Raw genomic sequence first — 19,389 nt, 5'->3', positions numbered from 1 at the left:
GCGACAAGAATGCGCCAAGCGGGCTTTACCCGGCGAACGCCGTGGCGGGACGGCCGCCGACGCCGACCTCCAGCACGAACAGCGCCCCATCCGCCGGCATCCCCGGCGACGTCATCGCCGCCGATGTGACGTAAAGCCGATCGAGTCCCGCCCCGCCGAATGTGCAACTGGTCACATTGGTCGCGGGCAGCGCCACCGTCTGCATCCGTCGCCCCTCAGGATCGAACCGGCTGATCGCGCCGCCACCCCAGTGCGCGACCCACAGACAGTCCTGCGCATCGACGGTCATGCCGTCGGGATAGCCCCATGCCGGGTCGAAGGTTAGGAACGGGACACGCTCGGCGAGCGCTCCGTCCTCATCGACGGCAAAACGATAGACGACACGCCGTCCGCTGTCGGCATGGTAGAGGAAACGCCCGTCGAGCGAGAAGGCGGGGCCGTTGGCGACCCGATAGCCGTCGTCATGCCGCCTCGGTCGGCGATCCGCACCCATCGCATAGAGTGCGCCGCTGTCGTCGAGATCGCGATCGTCCTTCGACCCGAACCACAGCCGTCCGGTCGCATCGACCTTCGCGTCGTTCAGCCGGTTGTGCGGCCGGTCCGGCTCGGGCGCGACCCAGAAGTCGATCGCAAGGCTGTCGGGGTCGAGCGCCGCGATCCCGCTGCGGAACCCGGCGAGCAGGCCGCCGCCCGCGCGTTCCACCACCCAGCCGATCGGTTCGGGCATCGCCCAGCGTTCGACCGCGCCGGTCGCCACCGTCAGCCGGTTGAGCGCCGGGGCGACGATATCGACCCACCAGAGGCTCCGGTCCGCCACCCGCCACAGTGGTCCTTCGCCCAGTTGGTCGACGCCGTCGCGCGCCACGATCTCGAAATCGGTCATCTTGGCCCTTTCCCTTCAATAAATATGATATATAACGAGCGGAAGGATGCAAGCCGATAGGAGAGGGGGCGGCACGATGATAAGCACGCGCAGGGCGATGCTGGGCACGTTGGCCGCCACGACGCTGGGCGGCACGCTGGGCGGTTGTTCTGCCGCAGCGGACGGCGTGCGGATCGGCTTCGTCGTGAAGATGCCGCAGGAACAATGGTTTCAGGACGAGTGGCGCTTCGCCCGCGCGGCGGCGCGCCATCTGGGCTTTTCGGTCATCGAGATCGGCGCGGAGGATGGCGACCGGCTGCTCTCCGCCTTGTGGACCCTCTATGCGCGTTATGCCGGGGGCTTGGTCATCTGCACGCCCGATCCCCGGCTGGGCCCGGCCATTGCGGGGTTCGCCGCGCGGACGGGAATGAAGCTGCTATCGGTCGACGACCGGCTGATCGGCGCGGACGGACAGCCGATCGAATCGGTGCCGCATGTCGGCATTTCGGCGACCGCGATCGGCGAAGTCGCAGGGCGTGCGGCGGCGGCGGAGGCGGGGCGGCGTGGCTGGTCCCCCGCGACCACGGGCGTGTTGCGCATCGCCTATGACAGTCTCGACACCGGGCGCGAACGCACGGCTGGCGCGGTCGGCGCGTTGCGGGCGGCGGGCTTCGCGCGTGTGTTCGATGCGCCGCAACGGACCACCGATACCGAGGGGGCGTTCACCGCCGCCGCGCCGGTGCTGACCGCGCATGCCGATATCGACCATTGGATCATCCTAGGCCTCAATGACGAGACGGTCGTTGGCGGGGTGCGCGCCGCCGAAGGATTGCGCCTGTCGCCCGCCGCGTTGATCGGCATCGGTATCGGCGGATCGGAGGCGGCGATCGCCGAACTGGCCAAGCCCGTCCCGACCGGCTTCTTCGCCACCGTGCTGCTCAGCGCGCGGCGGCATGGATATGACACGGCGGCGGCGGTGGCGCGCTGGGTTCGCGACGGTCTGGCCCCGCCGCCGCTCACGCTGACCAGCGGGGTCCTGCTCGATCGCGGCAATTTCCGCCGCATCCTGGCCGAGGAGGCGATGGCATGAGCGAACGGTTGCGCTTCGATCATGTCGGCAAGCGGTTTCCCGGCGTTGTCGCGCTCGACGACATATCCTTCACCGTCGCGGCGGGCGAGGTGCGCGCGTTGATCGGCGAGAATGGCGCGGGCAAGTCGACGCTGCTGAAGATCCTGTCTGGCCAGTATCGCCCCGATGCCGGTACGCTGGCGGTCGATGGGCGGCCTTGTGCCTTTCACCGACCGCGCGACGCGCAGGATGCCGGAATCGCGATCATCCATCAGGAATTGCAACTCGTGCCCGACCTGTCGGTCGCCGAGAATCTGATGCTCGGTACGCTGCCCGCGCGGGGCGGCTGGGTCGATCGCGCGGATCTGCACGCCCGCGCCGCTTCGGTGCTGGCCCGGCTGGGCGAGGAGATCGCGCCGGACACGCGGCTCGGCAGCCTGTCGATCGGCCAGCGTCAGATGGTCGAGATCGGCCGCGCGCTGCTGCGCGACGCCCGCATCATCGCGTTCGACGAGCCGACCAGTTCGCTGAGCGCGCGCGAGACGGACCGACTGATGGCGATCATCGGCGAATTGCGCGCGGGCGGTGCGGCGATCCTGTATGTCAGCCACCGGATGGAAGAGGTCTATGCCCTGGCCGACAGCGCCACGGTGCTGCGCGACGGGCGTCATGTGACCGATGTCTCGCCGATCGGTCCCAGCGACGCCGACCGGCTGATCGCCGCGATGGCCGGACGAGAGATCGCCGACATCTATCACTATCGCCCCCGCGCAAGGGGGCGCGAGGCGTTGACGATCGACGGCATCACGGGGCCGGGGGTCCGCGCGCCGCTGTCGTTGCAGGTGGCCGAGGGAGAGATACTGGGCCTGTTCGGGCTGGTCGGGGCGGGGCGTTCCGAGCTGTTCCGGCTGGTGTACGGCGCGGCACGACCGAGCGCGGGACGGGTGTTGCGCGATGGTGTCGTACTGCCGCCCGGCGAGCCGCGTGCGGCGATCGCCGCCGGCCTGGGCCTGTGCCCAGAGGATCGCAAGGACGCCGGGCTGATCCCGCTGGCCTCTGTGCGGGAGAATATCGCGATGGCTTGGCGTAACCTGCGGGGCGGTACGCCGTGGCTGCGGCGCCGTGCCGAACGCAACGGCGCGGCGGCGGTCATCGCCGATATGCGGGTCAAGACCGCCAGCGCCGAGACGCCGATCGCGCAATTGTCGGGCGGCAACCAGCAAAAGGCAGTGATCGGCCGCTGGCTGATGGCGGAGGCCCGCGTCCTGCTGCTCGACGAACCGACGCGCGGTATCGATGTCGGCGCGCGCAGCGAAATCTACGACCGGCTGTACCGCTTCGCCGAAGCGGGCGGCAGCGTCCTGTTCGCCTCGTCCGACATGGCCGAAGTGCTGGGCGTCGCCGATCGCATCGCGGTGATGCGCGAAGGCACGCTGGCCGCCGTCATCCCCCGCGAACAGGCGAATGCCGAGACGTTGCTGCGGCTAGCGCTGCCCGAATCCACAACTTCATCTGTCAGGGAGCCGATGCCCGTATGACGCCTTCCTCGATCCTTTCGCGCGCAGGGCCGCTGCTGCTGCTCGTCCTACTGCTCGCCGCGCTCGGCCTGTTCGTTCCCGACTTCCTGTCGGTACGAAACGCACAGGGCCTGTTATTGTCGGTCACGCTGGTCGGCACCATCGCCGCGACGATGATGCTCGTGCTGGCGATGCGCGAAGTCGACCTGTCGGTCGGCTCGACGGTCGCCTTTTCGGGCGTGCTGGCGGCGGTGACGATGGGCGCGACCGGCAGCGTGACGCTGGGCGTGCTGGCCGGGCTGGGCGGCGGGTTGGCGGTCGGGCTGGTGAACGGCGTGCTGATCGCCGGTTTCCAGGTCAATTCCCTGATCGTCACGCTGGCGACGATGGAAATGGTGCGCGGCCTCGCCTTCCTCACCTCGGGCGGACAGAGCGTCGCCATCCCGCTCCAGCGCTTCTATACGCTGGGGTCGGGCGGGATGCTGGGCATCGGCTGGCCGATCTGGATCATGGTGGCCGGGTTCGCGCTGTTCGGCGTCGTGCTCAACCGCACGGTGTTCGGTCGCAACATCCTGGCGATCGGCGGCAATGCCGAGGCAGCGCGCCTGGCGGGGGTGCCGATCACCCGGGTGCGGATCATCGTGTTCGCGTTGCAGGGGCTGATGGCGGCGCTGGCTGGTATCATCCTGGCGGCGCGCATCACCAGCGGCCAGCCCAATACCAGCATCGGATTGGAGCTGGCGGTGATCTCGGCCTGTGTGCTGGGCGGCGTGTCGTTGTCGGGCGGGGTCGCGACGATCGGCGGGGTGATGATCGGCGTCCTCATCATGGGCGCGGCGCAAAATGCGCTGAACCTGCTGAACATCCCCACCTTCTATCAATATGTCGTGCGCGGCGGCATCCTGCTGATCGCGGTCATCGCCGACCGGCTGCGTCAGACGGGGCGCCTGCCGCGCCTGTCGCTGACGCGCGCGGCCCCCGAACGGAGCATTCGCTGACATGGCCCGCATCGCCAGGATCGAACATTTTCTCGTGCCGCCGCGCTGGCTGTTCGTGCGGATCGAGTGCGACGACGGCAGCGTCGGCTGGGGCGAGGCCAGTCTGGAGGGCCATGCGGAGGCGGTGGCGGGGGCGCTGGACGCCGCGCGCGACCGGCTGATCGGCCATGACGCCGACCGGATCGAGGATGCGTGGCAGATGCTCTATCGCCTGGGCTTCTATCGCGGCGGCCCGGTGCTGATGTCGGCGATCTCCGGCATCGACATGGCTTTGTGGGACTTGCGCGGGCGGGCGCTGGGCGTACCGGTCCATGACCTGCTGGGCGGGCGCGTGCGCGACAGCATCCGCGTCTATGCCTGGATCGGCGGCGACCGGCCGAGCGACGTCGCCGCCGCCGCGCTTACCCGCAAGGCGCAAGGGTTCGACGCGATCAAGATGAACGGGTCGGAGGAGATGGAATGGCTGGCCAGCCCCAGCGCGGTCGATGCCGCCGTCGAACGGCTGGCGATGGTGCGCGAGACGGGGATGGACGTGGGCATCGATTTCCACGGCCGGGTCCACAAACCGGTTGCGCGGCGGCTGGTGGAGGCGCTGGCCCCGCTCGGCCCGCTGTTCGTCGAGGAGGTGCTGCTGGGCGAACACCCCGAAGCGCTGGCGCAGATCGCTGCCCAGTCCACGGTGCCGCTGGCGATGGGCGAGCGGCTTTATTCGCGGTGGGATTTCAAACCCTTTTTCGAGCGCGCGGTCATCGATGTGGCGCAGCCCGATCTGGCCCATGCCGGTGGCATTTCGGAGGGGCGCCGGATCGCCGCCATGGCCGAGGCCTATGACGTGGCGCTCGCCCCGCATTGCCCGTTGGGACCGCTGGCGCTGGCCGCCTGTTTCCAGGTCGCGGCTACGACGCCCAATTTCGTGATCCAGGAAATCTCGCTCGGCATCCATTATAACCAGGCCGATGCCGATCTGCTGACCTATCTGAGCGATCCGGAGGTGCTGACCGTGCGCAATGGCCGCGTCGCCGTGCCGCGCGGACCGGGACTGGGCGTGACGATCGACGAGGCGCGGGTGCGCGACGCGGCACGGGTTCCGCATCGCTGGCGCAATCCGGTATGGCGCGGCACCGACGGGAGTCTTCGCGAATGGTGACGGGGTTCGATGGCAGGGGGGCGATCGTCACCGGTGCGGGCGGCGGCATCGGCGGGGCGATCGCCAAGGCGCTGGCGGAAGCGGGGGCGGCGGTCGCGATGGTCGACCGCACTGCCGATGCACTGCGCCACGACGACCGGCATTTGGCGATCGCGTGCGACATCGCCGACCCGACCGCTGTCGACCGGGCGGTGGCGGCGACGCTCGACCGGTTCGGGCGGTTCGACATATTGGTCAACGTCGCCGGGATCATGATCTACAAGCCGATCACGGAACAGGACGCCGCCGACTGGCAGCGCTTGCTGGCGGTCAACCTGATCGCGCCGGCGCTGTTCACCGGCCACGCGTTGCGCCACATGCCGTCGGGCGGGGCGATCGTGAACGTGGCGTCGATCCATGCCCATCGCACCTCCGCCGAGGTCGCATCCTATGCCGCATCCAAGGCCGCGCTGGTCAGCCTGACGCGATCGACCGCGATCGAGGGGGCGGCGCGCGGCATCCGCTGCAACGCGATCCTGCCCGGCGCGATCGACACGCCGCTGCTGCGCGCCAGCCCGAACATCGCGGCGGGGATCGAGGTGATCGATCCCGCCGATATCGGCACACCGGCGGATATCGCCTCGCTTGCGCTGTTCCTCGCCTCGGATGGGGCGCGCTTCGTGTCCGGCGCGGAGCTGGTTGCCGATGGCGGCAGGATGGGGCGGTTATGACGCCGGGGTCACGCCGAAGCGCCATTCGGTAACCGCCTGCCAGCGATTACCGGGATCGAGGCGGCTGGAGGGAAATTGCGGATGGTGGACCGCGTCCGGCCAGCCCTGCGCCTCCAGGCACAGCCCTTCATGCGGTGCGAACGCGCCCGACAAGGCGTATCCGTCATAGAATTGCAGTCCCGGCCGGTCGGTCGTGATCGTCAGGTTCCGGCCGCTGGCGGGATGGTCGAGCCAGGCGACTTCGCGCAGGCCGTCCCCGGCCAGGCAGTAGTTGTGGTTGTATCCGGGATGGACACCCCGACCGATCGGCCGCGAGGTCCGAAAGTCGAAGGGCGTTCCCCCGACGCGCTGGCGCTCCCCGGTCGGCAGCGCGGCCTCGTCGATCGACAGGACATGGTCGGCGGCGATGCGCAGGCGGTGATCGTGGATCGTCGTCGCCGGATCGCCCGACAGGTTGAAATAGGGATGGCTGACCAGATTGACGTGCGTCGGACGGTCGGTCGTCGCCCGATACTCGACCCGCAACCGGTCCGGCGTGGGGAGCAGGAAGGTGGCGGTGACATGCAGCGCGCCGGGCCAGCCCGCATCGCCATCCGGGCTGTGGTGCGCCAGGACGAGGCGCGTCGCCTCCGCCCGTTCCACCCGCCAGATCGCCCGGTGAAAGCCGGGTATGCCGCCATGGAGATGGTTGGGCCCGTCATTCGCCACCAACCGGACGATCCCGCCGTCCAGCGGGAAGGTCGCGCCCGCGATCCGATTGGCATAGCGCCCGCACGTCGCCCCCATATAGGCGTCGGGCCCCGGCGCACCGGCGGCGGGATAGTCCCGCACCCGCGCATGGCCGAGCAGGACGTTCGCATGGCGACCATGCCGGTCCGGCGCATCGATCGCCATCAGCGTCGCGCCCAGATTGGTCAGCGTGACGCGGATACCGCCGTCGCGGCGGAGGATGAAGCTGTCGATCCCGGACATGAACGGTGAAGGGGAGGGGGAAGCCGTCATGGTCTCCCCCCTCCATAGCCGATCAGAAGTTGAACCGCATACCCGCTCCGATACGGCGGCCTTGCGTCGATACGGTGATCCGCCGCTCTTCGAACCGCGAATAATCCTGGTAGCGGTTGTCGGTCAGGTTCAGCACCTCGGCAAAGACCGAAATCGAGTCGTTCAGCTTGGCCGATGCCGACAGGTCGATCTGGTCATAGGCGAAGACCTGGGTCGGCTGGCTCTGCGCCCCGAACGTCGCAGCGAGGAACGGCGCACGCCAGTTATAGGCGCCGCGGATCGAAAAAACCGTCCTTTTCATAGAACAGCACGAGGTTGGCGGTATCCGACAGCCCTTCGACGTTGAACGTCTGATTGCTCAGCGTCGGATCGAACCGGATCGAACTGCGGACCAGCGTATAGTTGGCCGATGCGCCGAAGCCGTCGAACGGCGCGGGCAGGAAGTCGAACACCGTCTGCACCGCCGCTTCCACCCCGTACACATCGCCGTTCTGTGCGTTGAACGGTCGGTTGGCGAGGAAGCGTTCGCCGAAATACACCTCTTCGCGCTGGGCGGAGATGATGAAGTTCTGCAACTTCTTGTAGAAGGCGGCGATGCTCGCATAGCTGGTCCGGCTGAAATAATAGTCGGCCGACGCATCGACGTTCCACGCCAGGAACGGCAGCAGATAGGGGTTGCCGCCGCTGACCGAGCTGGAATCGGGCGGGCGGAAGGTGAAGGACTGCGACAGCCCCAATCGGCTGAGCGTCGGACGGGTCATCGTCCGCGACCCCGCGAGGCGGAAGGTCAACTGGTCGGTCGCGTCGAAGCGGAAGTTCAGCGACGGCAGGACATAGGTATAGTTGTTGCGCGCATCGACCGGGATATTCGGGCTATAGACCGGTTGCGCCGCCGTAGGGTCCGCCGGGTTCTTGATGACGTTGAGCAGCGTCACCGAATAGCCGGTGGCATAGAGATCGGTGTGGATCAGCCGCGCGCCCGCCATCGCGGTCCAGCGGCCGCCGCCCATTTCACCCGCGAACGCCGCCTGGACATAGCCGGCATAGGTGTTCTCGCGCACGGTACCCGATCCACGTTCGAGGTCGATCGGATTCAGGCTGTTGTTGTTCCCGGCGAACACCGCGAGGAACCGGTTGCGCGCGTCGATCGCCGATTGCGACGATCCGCCGACCTGATTGGCGGCCTCGGCCGATCCCCAATAGCGGACCAGCGCGTCGCGATCATAGTTCAGCCAGGTCAGGTTGCGGCCCAGGACATTGGCGTTGAAATTGGTGAAAAGCGACGACGGCGCCAGCGCCTGATAGCCGCAATAGAAGCAGCCGAGCGGTTCCGGCGATTCGCGCGCGACGGTGATCTTCTTGCGGTTGGTGAACAGCAGCCCCGCCTGGATCGTGTCGAGAAAGCCGTTGCGGTCCCACGTCAGATCGACCGCGCCCTGGTTCACCGTATCGCCGTTGCGCCCGCCGCGTTCCGAACAGCAATGCAGCCGCACCGCCGAATTGTCGTTGGTCGGCAGGATGTTCGTCATGGTCGGCAGGCCGTCCGGCCCGTTCAGGACGAAGGTCGGCGTCACGCCGGTCTGGCGCACGCCGACGACATAGAACAACTGGTCCGATGCATTGCGCGAATTGGAATGCGCCGCGTCGAAATCGATGGAGAGCGTGTCGGTCGGCTTCCACTTGATGCGCGCGCCGATCTGATAGGTGCGGGCATCCTGCGGCGCGGTCGACACGATATGGTCGGCGGCCAGCCCTGCGGTGGCGGTCGCGGGCAGCACGGTGAACTGCGTGGCGGTGCCGTTCGCGTTGATCGTCGCCGACGTGATCCGCGCCGGATCGACATAATAGCCGAGCTGGTTGGTGCGGCTGTCGGCCTTTTGCTGGGTATAGAGCGCGTCCAGCTCGAAGCGCACCTTGTCGGAGATCACATAATCCAGCGCGAAGGTGCCGCCGATGCGTTCGCGGCTCGTTTCGCTGGCGGTGAAGTTCAATGTGCGCGGCAGCGCCACCCCGGTCCTTTCGCGCACGCCGTCGCCATCGGTGTCGACCCGCTGGTTGACGATCCAGCCATCGGTCGAGATGTTGCGCAGCGCGAAGCGACGCTTGTCGTAGATCACGCTGGCGAGCACGCCGAAGGTGCGATCGGCGTTGCTATGGCTGATGACGCCCGACACGACCGGGGTGATGGTGTCCGACGTGTTGTCGTGCCGCCCCTGGACGCTGCCCGAAAAGCGCAGACCGGCGCGGTCGGTCGGGCGCGCGGTGCGCAGGATGACCGTCGAGCCGATGCCGCCCTCCTGGAACCGCGCTTCCGACGATTTATAGACCTCGGCCCCGGTGATGAGTTCGGACGACAGGATGTCGAACGAGAAGGAGCGGCCACCCGCATCGGTCGACAGCAGCCGGTTGTTGAGCAGGACCGTATTGAATTCCGGCCCCAGGCCGCGAACCGTGATCCCGCGACCTTCGCCATTGGTGCGGCTGATCGCGACGCCGGTGATGCGTTGCAGCGATTCCGCGATATTGGCGTCGGGGAAGTCGCCGATATCCTTGGCCGAAATACCGTCGACCACCCCGATCGTGTCGCGCTTCACCTCCAGCGCGTTGGCCAGGCTGGCCCGGATGCCGGTGACGACGATTTCGTCGCCTTCCCTGAGGGGATCGTCTTCCGTCGTTCGGCTGGGCGCGGTCGGCGCCTCCTGTGCCAGCGCGGGTGCGGTTCCGGCCAGCAGCAGCAGTGATGCTCCCGACAGCAGCAAGGCCGCATTGTGACGAAATTTTCGCATGACGATCCCCCCATTTTGTTGTGACTGGCCGACAATAAATATTACTTTAAAACGGGTGTCCAGCGTTTTTTCGGGGTTTCGTCCAGATGAATGCAGATTTTGTATTACTTATTGCGATGCGTCATTGCCGCGTCAGGATCACGCCGACCCCTTGGAAGTCGCCTCTCAGCGTGACGTCCAATCCATGCCGCATCCAATAGCCGCCGCTGGCGACGGGCGGCACGGTGGCGGGCAGTTTCTGCCCGTCCATCGACTCGATCCGATATTGCGCATCGGGGTCGAGTCCGGTGAGCGCGATGGCGGGCATCACGTCCAGCTTGTGGGTGTTGGCGACCAGCGCGAACAACGCCGCCTGTTTGCGATCGGCGGACACATAGAGGTTGGTCCAGCGCGGATCGGCCTCGGTCGGACGGTTCAGCCGGTACAGGTCGCCCTGCTGCACCGTTTCGCGGATACGCTTGTATGCGGCGATATAGGCACGGGCGATGGTGAAATCGATCTCCTGCCATTTGTTCAGGTTGGTGCCGATCCCCAGCCCGCCCTGCATCGCCGACAGGAACCGGAACGCCAGCGTCGTCTGGCGATGGTTCACCCAATGCGGGCTGTCGGTCACCCACGCCATCATCGTCGCGGGCGCATAGGCCTGGGTATAGCCGTCCTGGATATCCATCCGGTCGAGCGGGTCGGTATTGTCCGACGGCCACATCTGATCGGTGCGCGCCATGATCCCCATGTCGACCCGACCGCCGCCGCCCGAACAACTCTCGATCTCCACGCGCGGATGCCGTTTGCGCAGCTCGTCGAGGATCCAGTAGAGGTTGCGGACATACGCCACATAGATGGCCTGCTGGTCGGCGACATCGGCGTCGGGCCAGCCGGGTTCGGACCAGTTGCGGTTATAGTCCCATTTGAGGAACGCGATGTCGTTGGTCTTCAGCAGGCCGTCGAGCGTCGCCAGCACATAGTCGCGCACATCGGTCCGCGCGAGGTTGAGGACCAGCTGGTTGCGCCCCTCGCTGCGCGGACGGCCCTTGAACTGCATCACCCAGTCGGGATGGGCACGGTACAGGTCGCTGTCGGCGTTGATCATCTCCGGTTCGACCCACAGACCGAAATCCATGCCCAGCGCCTTGACCCGGTCGATCAGCGGCGTCAGCCCGTTGGGGAATTTCGTACGGTTGACGCTCCAGTCGCCCAGGCCCGCACGGTCGTTGTTACGTCCGCCGAACCAGCCATCGTCCATCACGAACCGCTCCACGCCCAGCGTCGCGGCGCGTTCGGCCAGCGCGATCTGCCCCGCCTCGTTGACGTCGAACTCGGTCGCTTCCCAGCTATTGTAGAGGACCTTGCGCAAGGGCAGGCGACCGCCATGTCGTGGCAGCACCTGTTCGCGCTGGAACCGGTGGAAGATGCGGCTGGCGCCGCCCTTGCCGGCGTCGGAAAAGCCGACATAGAAGATCGGCGTTTCCAGCTTCCCGCCCGGTTGCAGGCGATAGGCGAAGTCGAACGGGTTATAGCCGCCGACGATACGGATGCGTCCGGTCACATCCTGGTTGAAGTTCAGCCGCCACGATCCGCTCCAGGCGAGCGCGCCGATCCAGGCCGGACCCTTGGCTTCGTCGGTGCCTTGGCGGGTCACCATGAACCACGGGTTGTTCTCGCTTCCGGTCGATCCGCGACGGCTCTCCAGCACGGTGGCGCCCGGCGTGATCGCGCGTTCGCGCATCGTCCATTCCGCCGCCCAGCGCCCGGTGGAGAAATGCAACTTGTAGTCATAGGCGACCGGCAGTGTCAGCCCGGCGGCGGCGACTTGATCGAGCCGAACGTCCGCGGTGCCGCGATTTTCGATGACCGCCGAACGCGCGATGACGCCGGTGCCGCGATCGATCCGGTATGTCAGGGTGACGAACAGCGGCCGGTCCAGATCGCTCAGCGTAACATGTACGGCATCGCCGTCCATCCGGTGGCTGCGATAGTATAGGACCAGATCGCGATTGCCATCGGGATAGGCGACCTTCAGCGCGGGTTCGGCATAGAGCCCGCCGCCCTGACCGGCATATTCCTGCGGCACGACATTGGCGGCGATGTCGAATCCGCTCAGGCCCGACAGTTCGGGAGCGCTCAAGGGGACGCGATCGGGCAGGCGCCTGCCCCAATAGACCGACTGCAATATACCCTGTGCATTGACCTTGAACGCATAGGTCACGTCGCCGCCATCGAGCCGGAACATACGCGCCGCGCCATCGTAGCTGGCCTGTGCGAGCGCCGGAACCGGTGCCGTACCCAGCAGAAGCAGAGCCGCTATTTTGCCCATCGCTCGCATATTCTCTCCTTCATATCGACAGCGGCCTGGCGGACGCGCGCTGGATTTAATATCATATTTATTTGAAGCGCAAATAGTATCTCGGTGGGGATGGGTTCCGGCGTCCATGACCAAGCACCCTCGCGATCCAAGGCTTAGTGCGGCGGACCGACGGACAGAGGCGCATGCACATATGATCCTAGCGCGGCACGCAGGCCTCCTCGCGACGTTGTCCGGGTTGAGTGTGCCGTGAGCTGGACCGGGTCGCGGTGAGCGGAGTGCTGCAAGAGGGACCGGGCGCGCGGCCGAGCGGGATCGCGCGCGCCGGCCTTCGCCATGACGGGCTACAGCCCCGACTTCAATTGGATCGAGAAGGTTTTCCTCAAGGCATGCCCCGAAAGGTTAGCGAGCGGATAGTATCCGGGCTGTGGTCGTTCATCGGTAAGCTGGTCGACAGTTTCGGCCGCAGGAGCGCACCAACTGTCTATATTGGTTCCTGCGGTTATGAGCCTGAAAGAAAGCCGCTCCGACGGTTTGATATTCGAAAGCATGAATTGCGCATGTTCATGCCGATCGCCGCGATCGTTGTCGCTGGCGACCGGCTTGCACAGTTAAAGTTGTTGCAACGATGATATGGCGTCTATTGCCGCAGGACGACGCGCGGTTCGGCGGGCATGCCGCGCCATGCCGTCGGTGTTTCAAGCAGTTCGATCCTGCTGATGGCATGGGTCGCGGGGATATTGATCGCCCAGGTCTTGAAGCTTCCGTCGCTTGTCGGATCGCTTGCTCTGGCGGGCAGGGGCCGGTCGGCGCCGATAAAGCCGCGGAAACCGTCCTTCAATATGCGGTGGATGATAGAGCCGTCGGAATAGGTTACGCGTAGCGTGTAATCGCAACCGCTATTCTGGCAATATTGCCGGTATTTTCCCGTCCTGATGTCGATATCCGCCCGATCCTGGGCGTTGGTCGGATCGAAGGTCCGGATCGTATTTCCGGTAAAGCGCAATACCGGATAAATCTGGGATACACCGGGCGTTGCCGTCAGGCTGTAGGTAATGACGATCGCGTAGACGGGCAGGTTCCGCTCGACGGGCAGATTGAGGTTGACCCCGTAAAGTCCCCGATCCTCGGTATTGTCGTCCGGCAAAGGTGACCATGCCTGGCTCAGGCTGTTCCAACGCGCGTAACCATTGGGCTGCGCGAAAATCCGGCCACCGGAGAATAGGGGTTGTCCGTCTGACCCGATCGTGGTCGTTCCCTCCAACCAGCGCTGCATTCGGGCGGTATTGAAATCGGAGAACATGGTGAAGCGATAGGAGGGGTCCTGATCGCCCGCGCCGTTCTGCATCGGATCCTGCTTGTAGCAGCGACCGGTTTCATCGAGTTCATGGTCCCGCGCACAGCCCGCGTAATTCGAGGCCGTCGTCGGGACGAGGGGCGATAGGAACTGTCGCCGATCGGGATCGTAGCCCCATGCGGAGCCCTTGAGGCTGCCGGCCGGATAAGGATAGCCGTCTTCATGACCCGCATGCCCGAGGCCGAACGCATGCCCTTGCTCGTGAAAGAAAATGCTGCCGAAGCGGAATGTGCCCGCCCCGATGCCGCCACCGACCGTGCCTAGCCCGCCTCCCGACCAGCGATACGTCCCGGCGGCACCCAATGGCAGCAGGGAGGCGTAATATTGATTGTTGGTCCGGCTCTCGCCATTCGCCTTGCGCAAGGCGTTCAGAATGCCGAGCACGGCGCCAAGCAGTTCCGAGCCGCCCTGCTCCTGATCGGCGTTCCTCATGACATAGGCGGGCCGACCGTCATTGGGTGAAATTACGAGGTGATCCCAACTGACGAAGCCCGCAGGATGGGGCGCGACCTCGAGATTGGCGACCGGCCATTTGGCGGCCAGTTCGCTTTCGATGGCCGGATTGGGCCGCTGCGCCACCCAAAGTGGCTGGGTGTTCGCCTCTGTCCCGCCGAACAGATAGAAGGGCAGCACTCGTAACAACATCGAACTGTCCGCCCCGATGAGGGGGCTGATCGGAGCGGAAGGAGCGTAATTCGCCGCCTTGACGATGAATTGCGTACCCGGGGCGATCCAGTTTCGGGGCAGGTCGGCGGTCCAGGCGTCCGTGGCAAAGGCCGGGCCGCCGCCTTCGGACGAGGGCACGGCCGAGGGTGGGGCGAGTTCGACCGAACCGAGGACCACACCGTCGCGCAATGCCTCGATCGAGGGGGACACGGCGTCGGTGGCGCCGAGCCGAACGATCGCCAATGCGGCGCGATTTGCGATGAGATGGAGGTTGGTCGTCCTGTCCTCCGAGGTCCAGGTGATGCCCTGTGCGGGCAGGACATGCGTCTGCGCAAATTCCATCGTGGCGCTCAGGACCGTCATCGGTAGTGCGCCCGCCGAGGATGGGCCCGAGGAGGCGCCCGTCACGACCTGGACATATCCGGAGAGGCCATCGGTCGCCGTGGTTTCCATATCTTGGGATGAAAGCGCGAGAAAGGCGGTGCCGCCGGTGAGGAGTGATATCGAGGATGCAGCGATGATCTTGATCCCAATGGAGCTGCCGATTTTCAAGTTAAACATCGATGCCTCCCAGCGGAGCCGCCGTTTAATGTAAGTTCATAACATTTAAAGCGGCTGAATAAGTTCCATAGTTATACCATAGGCAAAAAAATATTTCAAATACATCGCATCCGATCACAGTGAATTTTCGATAATTAAGGATAAAATGCATTCCCGATCATATATTTGCTCATTGGTATTTGCCGTTATGTGTTGATTGACGAGAAGATTGACGGATCCCGATTGGGCCTTGCTTGCGCTAGACACGGCCTTGGTCGGTCTAGGCCGGGGCTAGGACCGCAAGGTAAAAAAGGATTGTCCGCAGACGATTCGCACGGGGCCTGTCTTTGTCCGGTCGGCGAAAAATTTTGAAGGAGACAGCGTCAGTCGCTGTCGTTTCGTGGACGACGCGACAATCACCCTTTATGGTCAGACCCTTATGGCCCCGCTGTTTGCATTCGACTGGCAGAACTCAGATTGGTCGTAAGAAAACGCAGTAGTTTGCGCAGTGGCCCGCGCGTCGGGCCGGCCAGCGGCGAGCCCTGGCAGGCGGGCGGCGGCTCGCTATGGCGTTGCACGGACGCATGGGCATCGAGCGGCCGCGTAGCCGCTGTGCAATCGACCTCGGGAGGAGCGGGCGGAACGATCCCGGTGGGTCGCCGCGCACGACCATTCCACATGCGCTCGGCGATCTGGCGCTCTTCCGGGCCCATCGCGCTCGTATAGATCGCCGTCGTCTTGATATCGGCATGGCCGAGCCAGCGCTGAACCAGCGTCAGGGGAACGCCGGTCTGGATGGCGCGGACTCCAAAACCGTGCCGCAACCCCTTGGGCGATGCATGGCTGCCCCTGATCCGGGCCTCCAGCATGACATCCCGAATGCGTCGATATCCCGTCATTCGCGACCAGGGCCATAAGAGATCGGCGTCGTTGGGCCGCGTTGCGAACCAGCTTTTGAACAGTTGGAGAAGGTTGGAGGGCAGTGGTATGGATCTGAACACGGTCTTTCCGCGCTTTTTCAGGCATTTGATCACGACCTGACCGGAGGCGAAATCGATGCTTTGCGCGGTCAGGGAGAGCGCTTCCGAGATTCGGCAACCGGAAAATGCCATCAGCCAGCAAAACGCGCGGGTTTCGGACCGGTGATGTACCGGCGGCAAGCACGAAGCGGTCGATCTCCGCCATGGTGAGATATTTGCGCGTTCCATATTGATTGAAGACACTGCTGGTCATCGATCGCCTCCATTCGGGCGCGCTTTTCCTCCACCATGATTCGCCCCGATGTGAGGACGATCATGGTGTCGCATCGGGTCGTGATGCAGATGATCCGAACGAAAACGCCTATGCCGCGTGGGTCAGCGGCGCGCTGCGACGATCCTTGCAGACGCGAGGCAATTCCGGTTCGCCCCCCTCAATCCCAGACCATCGGCAGCGACGTGACCCCGCGAGACAGCCAACCATGAACGACCGCGGAACCACGCGGGTCTGGTCGCAGGCCCGGCAATCGGAGAAACATCTCTTCCAGGACGATAGACGCGAGCGTTCTGGCCAGGCCGTGGCCGGGGCAGAAATGCCCGCCAAAGCCGAACGCCAGGGTGGATTGCCGTGGGCGTTCCAGGTCGAACATGTCGGGGCGTTCAAAGCGTGCCGGGTCCCGGTTCGCCGAACCGATGACGAGGGCGATTTCGGTGTCGGCGAGGATGCTGACATGGCCAAGCACGATGTCCTGGGTCGTGCGCTTCTCGGTCATGCCGAAGGGCGGCAGCCAACGAAGGCCCTCCAGGATCGCGGCGGCGCTTCGACCGCGCGGATCGGCCGCAACCCGTGCGGCCTGGCAGGGGTCGGTGAACAGGCCGAGCAGGGTATTGGCGATGGCATGGGCAGGTTCTTGAAAACCGCCGACGATCAGGACGCCGACGGTCGGCAGAATTTCCTCGACGGAGCGGATGGTCCCCGCCGATACGCCATATCGCAAGAGCCGTAAGACGATGCTGTCCCCGGCCGCGCGGCTGGCTCCGTCCGCTTGACGGGCGAGATGGTCGGCGACCTCGGCTTTGACGATACCGATTTCGTCCGCGACGAGCGGGTTGCGTCCATGATCGACGAGATTGGCGGCATAGGCCCGGAACCACCGACGCAATGTGGCATCGTCAACGTCACGGAAGCCGATCAGATCGCCCACGACGCGCGCGCTGATCGGCTCTGCGATAGCCGTGGCGATATCGGCGGCTCCCTTTTTGCGTACCGCTTCGATGTAGCGGACCACGACGTCGCGAATGGCCGTCTCGCGATAAGCGGCGATGGCATTGGGCTGCAGAGGGGCTGCGACGGCCGTGCGGATCTGCTGGTGGGCACAACCTGACATGCTCATGATGTTGGGTTTGCCGTAGACCGCCTCATGCGTGGCGGCGGAGGGGCCGAATATCCTGTCGTTCGCACCCGCCTGCCGACACAGATCCCATGTCATGACGAGCACCCGGCCGGTGGCAGGCACATAGGCGACCGGGCAGGCGCGGCGTGCCCAATCATAAAAGGGATAAGGATCGTTTTCGAGTGCCTCCAGCGAGATATCGACGACGATATCATGAACCGATTGGCCCGGGTCTGTGCCGCTACAGCTTGCTGGAAAGTTCATCGGTAACGCCCCCCCCGTCAGCGTCATTGATCCTGATGGCATTTTCATAGTCGATGCCGAGCGGCGTTGAGAATTCTGAAGTTCAAAACGAAGGCTTTGAGATTTCCAAAGCGGTTGCCCATGGCCTCCGCAAGATCATACCCCTCGGTTCGAAAAAGGGGCAGTCGGTGAACTGGCGCGGAACCCCGCGATCGCGGGTAGCAGACCTAACCCCATTCGAGCGGTATGCCCGCCTCGGTCAAAATCGCGACGGCAGGCTGCAAGTGAACAGCATGTTGCCGCCAGCGCCCGATGGATTCCCGATGCAGTGGTTGGCGCACTTGCACGGCACTGAGGGTTTGCGACGCGATCGGGTTTCGGGTGAAGTTCAGGCAGCGCTCGTCAAAGGCCAGTCGGCAATGTGCCAGCGCCTTGCGGAGGACCGGTTCGGGTCGCGAAATGAGATCCTCGTAGCGGACGATCAGAAGGCGATCGCCAAGCGTGTCGCGCCAATGCGTCATCAGAGCACGCCAGTGCACATAGTAGCGAGCGAGCTCTTCCAGTTGATAGGAGAAGGGATAGGCGTTGGCGAACAAGGATTTGTACATGGCGTAGATCGAATCCATCGGACTGCGATCCATGAACACCAGCGTGGCCTGGGGCATCGCCCGCGCAATCAGCCCGAGATAGAGGTAATTCAGGGGCATCTTGTCGATAAGCCTGAGACCAGGGTGGAGATCGGCTCCCACGGCGTGCTGATAGGCGTCGGCCAGGCTATCGGGGGAAAGAGTAAGGGACTCTTCCACCAGCGTCTTCTTGTCGAGCCGTCGGCCTTTGCGACCGGCCTCAGCCATGAGTTCGAGCGCAAAGGCGTTGGTCTCTCCGACGGTGCCGATCGAGGAATGCATGGTGAGCATGCGCTCCAGAAGCGTCGTGCCGGTTCGCGGGAGGCCGACCAGAAAAATGGGGGCGGCGGTGGTCCGGCCGTTGGCCATGCTCGCAAGGCCCCTTGCATCATGCGATCGGCGGATGAGATCGAGCGTCTCCAGATCATCCTCGACGGTATAGGCGATGACACGACGTTGCAGTTCGCAGCCCAGATTCACTTGTTCCAATGCGGCGTCGGCCTGTTTGAGGTCCTCCAGTTCCTTTGCGAGTGCAAATCGGAGCCGTATCTGATCCCGGTGGCTGAGGTCGCCGCCGTCCAGTTGCGCCTGCAAGGTGGCGACATGATTGTCGTCTTCGGTTTGGCGGCGGAGTTCGGACTGTAGGCTCAGGGCGTCGACATGGTCGGGGCGGGCGCGCAAGAGCGTCGCGCATAACGCCAGCGCCTCCGGGAATTTGCCCGTCATGCGCAAAGTCACCGCCAGATTGTAGCACAGGGTCGGACTGGCGGGATTTTCCGTCAGGGCCTGTCGGAAAGCCGGTTCGGCCAAGGCGGCTTCGTTGCAATAGCTATAGATGAGCCCCAACGTCGCATGGTCGTCGAACGATGACTGTGCCAGGTCGAGCGCGTGGGCGACCTGATCCAGCGCGGGCCGCCGTTGTCCCATCAGGGCGAGAAGCATCGCGCGTTTCAATTCGATCCGCCAATCCGAAACGGCCAGGTCGCGCAGATGATCGGACGCCGCACACGCCACGCGCAAATTGCCCACGGACAGCGCGACGTCCAGAAGCTGGACCCAGAGATGCGGGGCGTCGGGCGCGGCCCGGCAGCGCGCGACGATCGGATCGAGTGGGTCGGATGGGGCCACGAACTGGTGTCCTGCCTGGCGGGAGCGCATTCTATTTCTGCCCTGTCAGCGGAGAAAAGAAGGTG

At 64.9% G+C, this 19,389-nt stretch carries 14 protein-coding genes and 1 pseudogene; 6 read left to right on the top strand and 9 right to left on the bottom strand.

Translation table 11 applies throughout. From position 1 onward, the window contains the following. Positions 1-25 precede the first annotated feature (25 nt). Positions 26-883 (bottom strand): SMP-30/gluconolactonase/LRE family protein, encoded by an 858-nt coding sequence (locus tag QE379_RS16450; protein WP_307002156.1) that lies wholly within the window; start codon positions 881-883, stop codon positions 26-28. 76 nt (positions 884-959) lie between these two features. Here QE379_RS16450 and QE379_RS16445 point away from each other — a divergent pair, with 76 nt between their 5' ends. From QE379_RS16445 to QE379_RS16425, 5 genes are read left to right on the top strand one after another with little or no spacing between them, the layout of a single operon-like run. Beyond that, the gene (locus QE379_RS16445; RefSeq protein WP_307002155.1) at positions 960-1,952 is read left to right on the top strand and encodes a substrate-binding domain-containing protein; all 993 of its coding nucleotides are present in this window, start codon (positions 960-962) and stop codon (positions 1,950-1,952) included. Further along, positions 1,949-3,469, top strand: coding sequence for an L-arabinose ABC transporter ATP-binding protein AraG (gene araG / locus QE379_RS16440; RefSeq protein WP_307002153.1), 1,521 nt, complete (start codon positions 1,949-1,951; stop codon positions 3,467-3,469). The genes QE379_RS16445 and araG overlap by 4 nt, the downstream gene beginning before the upstream one ends. Further along, positions 3,466-4,446, top strand: a complete 981-nt coding sequence (gene araH, locus QE379_RS16435) for an L-arabinose ABC transporter permease AraH (RefSeq protein WP_307002151.1) — start codon at positions 3,466-3,468, stop codon at positions 4,444-4,446. The genes araG and araH overlap by 4 nt, the downstream gene beginning before the upstream one ends. A 1-nt stretch (position 4,447) precedes the next feature. Next, positions 4,448-5,593: a galactonate dehydratase gene (gene dgoD, locus QE379_RS16430; RefSeq protein ID WP_307002150.1), complete on the top strand. Its 1,146-nt coding sequence runs from the start codon at positions 4,448-4,450 to the stop codon at positions 5,591-5,593. Beyond that, positions 5,587-6,303 (top strand): SDR family NAD(P)-dependent oxidoreductase, encoded by a 717-nt coding sequence (locus QE379_RS16425; protein WP_307002149.1) that lies wholly within the window; start codon positions 5,587-5,589, stop codon positions 6,301-6,303. The genes dgoD and QE379_RS16425 overlap by 7 nt, the downstream gene beginning before the upstream one ends. Here the strand turns inward: QE379_RS16425 and QE379_RS16420 are convergent. From QE379_RS16420 to QE379_RS16405, 4 genes are all read right to left on the bottom strand, one after another. Beyond that, on the bottom strand, positions 6,298-7,275 hold the full coding sequence (locus QE379_RS16420) for an aldose epimerase family protein (RefSeq protein WP_307002148.1): 978 nt from the start codon (positions 7,273-7,275) through the stop codon (positions 6,298-6,300). The two genes, QE379_RS16425 and QE379_RS16420, sit on opposite strands and share 6 nt — an antisense overlap. A 52-nt stretch (positions 7,276-7,327) precedes the next feature. Continuing rightward, complete coding sequence (locus QE379_RS16415) at positions 7,328-7,606, bottom strand: TonB-dependent receptor (RefSeq protein WP_307002147.1); 279 nt, start codon at positions 7,604-7,606, stop codon at positions 7,328-7,330. Next, positions 7,569-10,091, bottom strand: a complete 2,523-nt coding sequence (locus tag QE379_RS16410) for a TonB-dependent receptor (RefSeq protein ID WP_307002145.1) — start codon at positions 10,089-10,091, stop codon at positions 7,569-7,571. Before QE379_RS16410 ends, QE379_RS16415 begins: the two co-directional genes overlap by 38 nt. 121 nt (positions 10,092-10,212) lie before the next feature. Then, positions 10,213-12,405, bottom strand: a complete 2,193-nt coding sequence (locus QE379_RS16405) for an alpha-galactosidase (RefSeq protein ID WP_307002144.1) — start codon at positions 12,403-12,405, stop codon at positions 10,213-10,215. A 333-nt stretch (positions 12,406-12,738) separates the two neighbouring features. Here QE379_RS16405 and QE379_RS16400 point away from each other — a divergent pair. After that, positions 12,739-12,908: pseudogene (locus QE379_RS16400) on the top strand (IS630 family transposase); the annotation flags it as partial. A 125-nt stretch (positions 12,909-13,033) separates the two neighbouring features. On the opposite strand, the gene QE379_RS16395 reads toward QE379_RS16400, so the two are convergent. The 4 genes from QE379_RS16395 to QE379_RS16380 all read right to left on the bottom strand — a co-directional run bounded on the left by QE379_RS16395 (position 13,034) and on the right by QE379_RS16380 (position 19,324). After that, a complete protein-coding gene (locus tag QE379_RS16395) occupies positions 13,034-14,869 on the bottom strand; it encodes a M66 family metalloprotease (RefSeq protein ID WP_307002142.1) in 1,836 nt (611 codons plus the stop codon). 524 nt (positions 14,870-15,393) lie between these two features. Continuing rightward, entirely contained in the window at positions 15,394-16,068 is a 675-nt protein-coding gene (locus tag QE379_RS16390; RefSeq protein WP_307002140.1) for a site-specific integrase, read from the bottom strand. A gap of 299 nt (positions 16,069-16,367) precedes the next feature. Beyond that, positions 16,368-17,618, bottom strand: coding sequence for a cytochrome P450 (locus QE379_RS16385; protein WP_307002138.1), 1,251 nt, complete (start codon positions 17,616-17,618; stop codon positions 16,368-16,370). Positions 17,619-17,797: 179 nt separating this feature from the next. Further along, positions 17,798-19,324, bottom strand: coding sequence for a sulfotransferase (locus QE379_RS16380; RefSeq protein WP_307002136.1), 1,527 nt, complete (start codon positions 19,322-19,324; stop codon positions 17,798-17,800). Positions 19,325-19,389: the final 65 nt, after the last annotated feature.

Origin of the sequence: Sphingomonas sp. SORGH_AS_0879 (assembly GCF_030819175.1) — a bacterium.
Classification (GTDB): domain Bacteria; phylum Pseudomonadota; class Alphaproteobacteria; order Sphingomonadales; family Sphingomonadaceae; genus Sphingomonas.
The sequence above is the reverse complement of the archived record's forward strand: the minus strand, read 5'-3'. Positions and strand labels throughout refer to the sequence as shown.

What these genes read in the sequence shown, in the direction of transcription:
- QE379_RS16450 (WP_307002156.1), bottom strand. Translation starts at nt 883, where the DNA reads ATGACCGATTTCGAGATCGTGGCGCGCGACGGCGTCGACCAACTGGGC.
- QE379_RS16445 (WP_307002155.1), top strand. Translation starts at nt 960, where the DNA reads ATGATAAGCACGCGCAGGGCGATGCTGGGCACGTTGGCCGCCACGACG.
- araG (WP_307002153.1), top strand. Translation starts at nt 1,949, where the DNA reads ATGAGCGAACGGTTGCGCTTCGATCATGTCGGCAAGCGGTTTCCCGGC.
- araH (WP_307002151.1), top strand. Translation starts at nt 3,466, where the DNA reads ATGACGCCTTCCTCGATCCTTTCGCGCGCAGGGCCGCTGCTGCTGCTC.
- dgoD (WP_307002150.1), top strand. Translation starts at nt 4,448, where the DNA reads ATGGCCCGCATCGCCAGGATCGAACATTTTCTCGTGCCGCCGCGCTGG.
- QE379_RS16425 (WP_307002149.1), top strand. Translation starts at nt 5,587, where the DNA reads ATGGTGACGGGGTTCGATGGCAGGGGGGCGATCGTCACCGGTGCGGGC.
- QE379_RS16420 (WP_307002148.1), bottom strand. Translation starts at nt 7,275, where the DNA reads ATGTCCGGGATCGACAGCTTCATCCTCCGCCGCGACGGCGGTATCCGC.
- QE379_RS16415 (WP_307002147.1), bottom strand. Translation starts at nt 7,606, where the DNA reads ATGAAAAGGACGGTTTTTTCGATCCGCGGCGCCTATAACTGGCGTGCG.
- QE379_RS16410 (WP_307002145.1), bottom strand. Translation starts at nt 10,091, where the DNA reads ATGCGAAAATTTCGTCACAATGCGGCCTTGCTGCTGTCGGGAGCATCA.
- QE379_RS16405 (WP_307002144.1), bottom strand. Translation starts at nt 12,405, where the DNA reads ATGGGCAAAATAGCGGCTCTGCTTCTGCTGGGTACGGCACCGGTTCCG.
- QE379_RS16395 (WP_307002142.1), bottom strand. Translation starts at nt 14,869, where the DNA reads ATGGAAACCACGGCGACCGATGGCCTCTCCGGATATGTCCAGGTCGTG.
- QE379_RS16390 (WP_307002140.1), bottom strand. Translation starts at nt 16,068, where the DNA reads ATGGCATTTTCCGGTTGCCGAATCTCGGAAGCGCTCTCCCTGACCGCG.
- QE379_RS16385 (WP_307002138.1), bottom strand. Translation starts at nt 17,618, where the DNA reads ATGACGCTGACGGGGGGGGCGTTACCGATGAACTTTCCAGCAAGCTGT.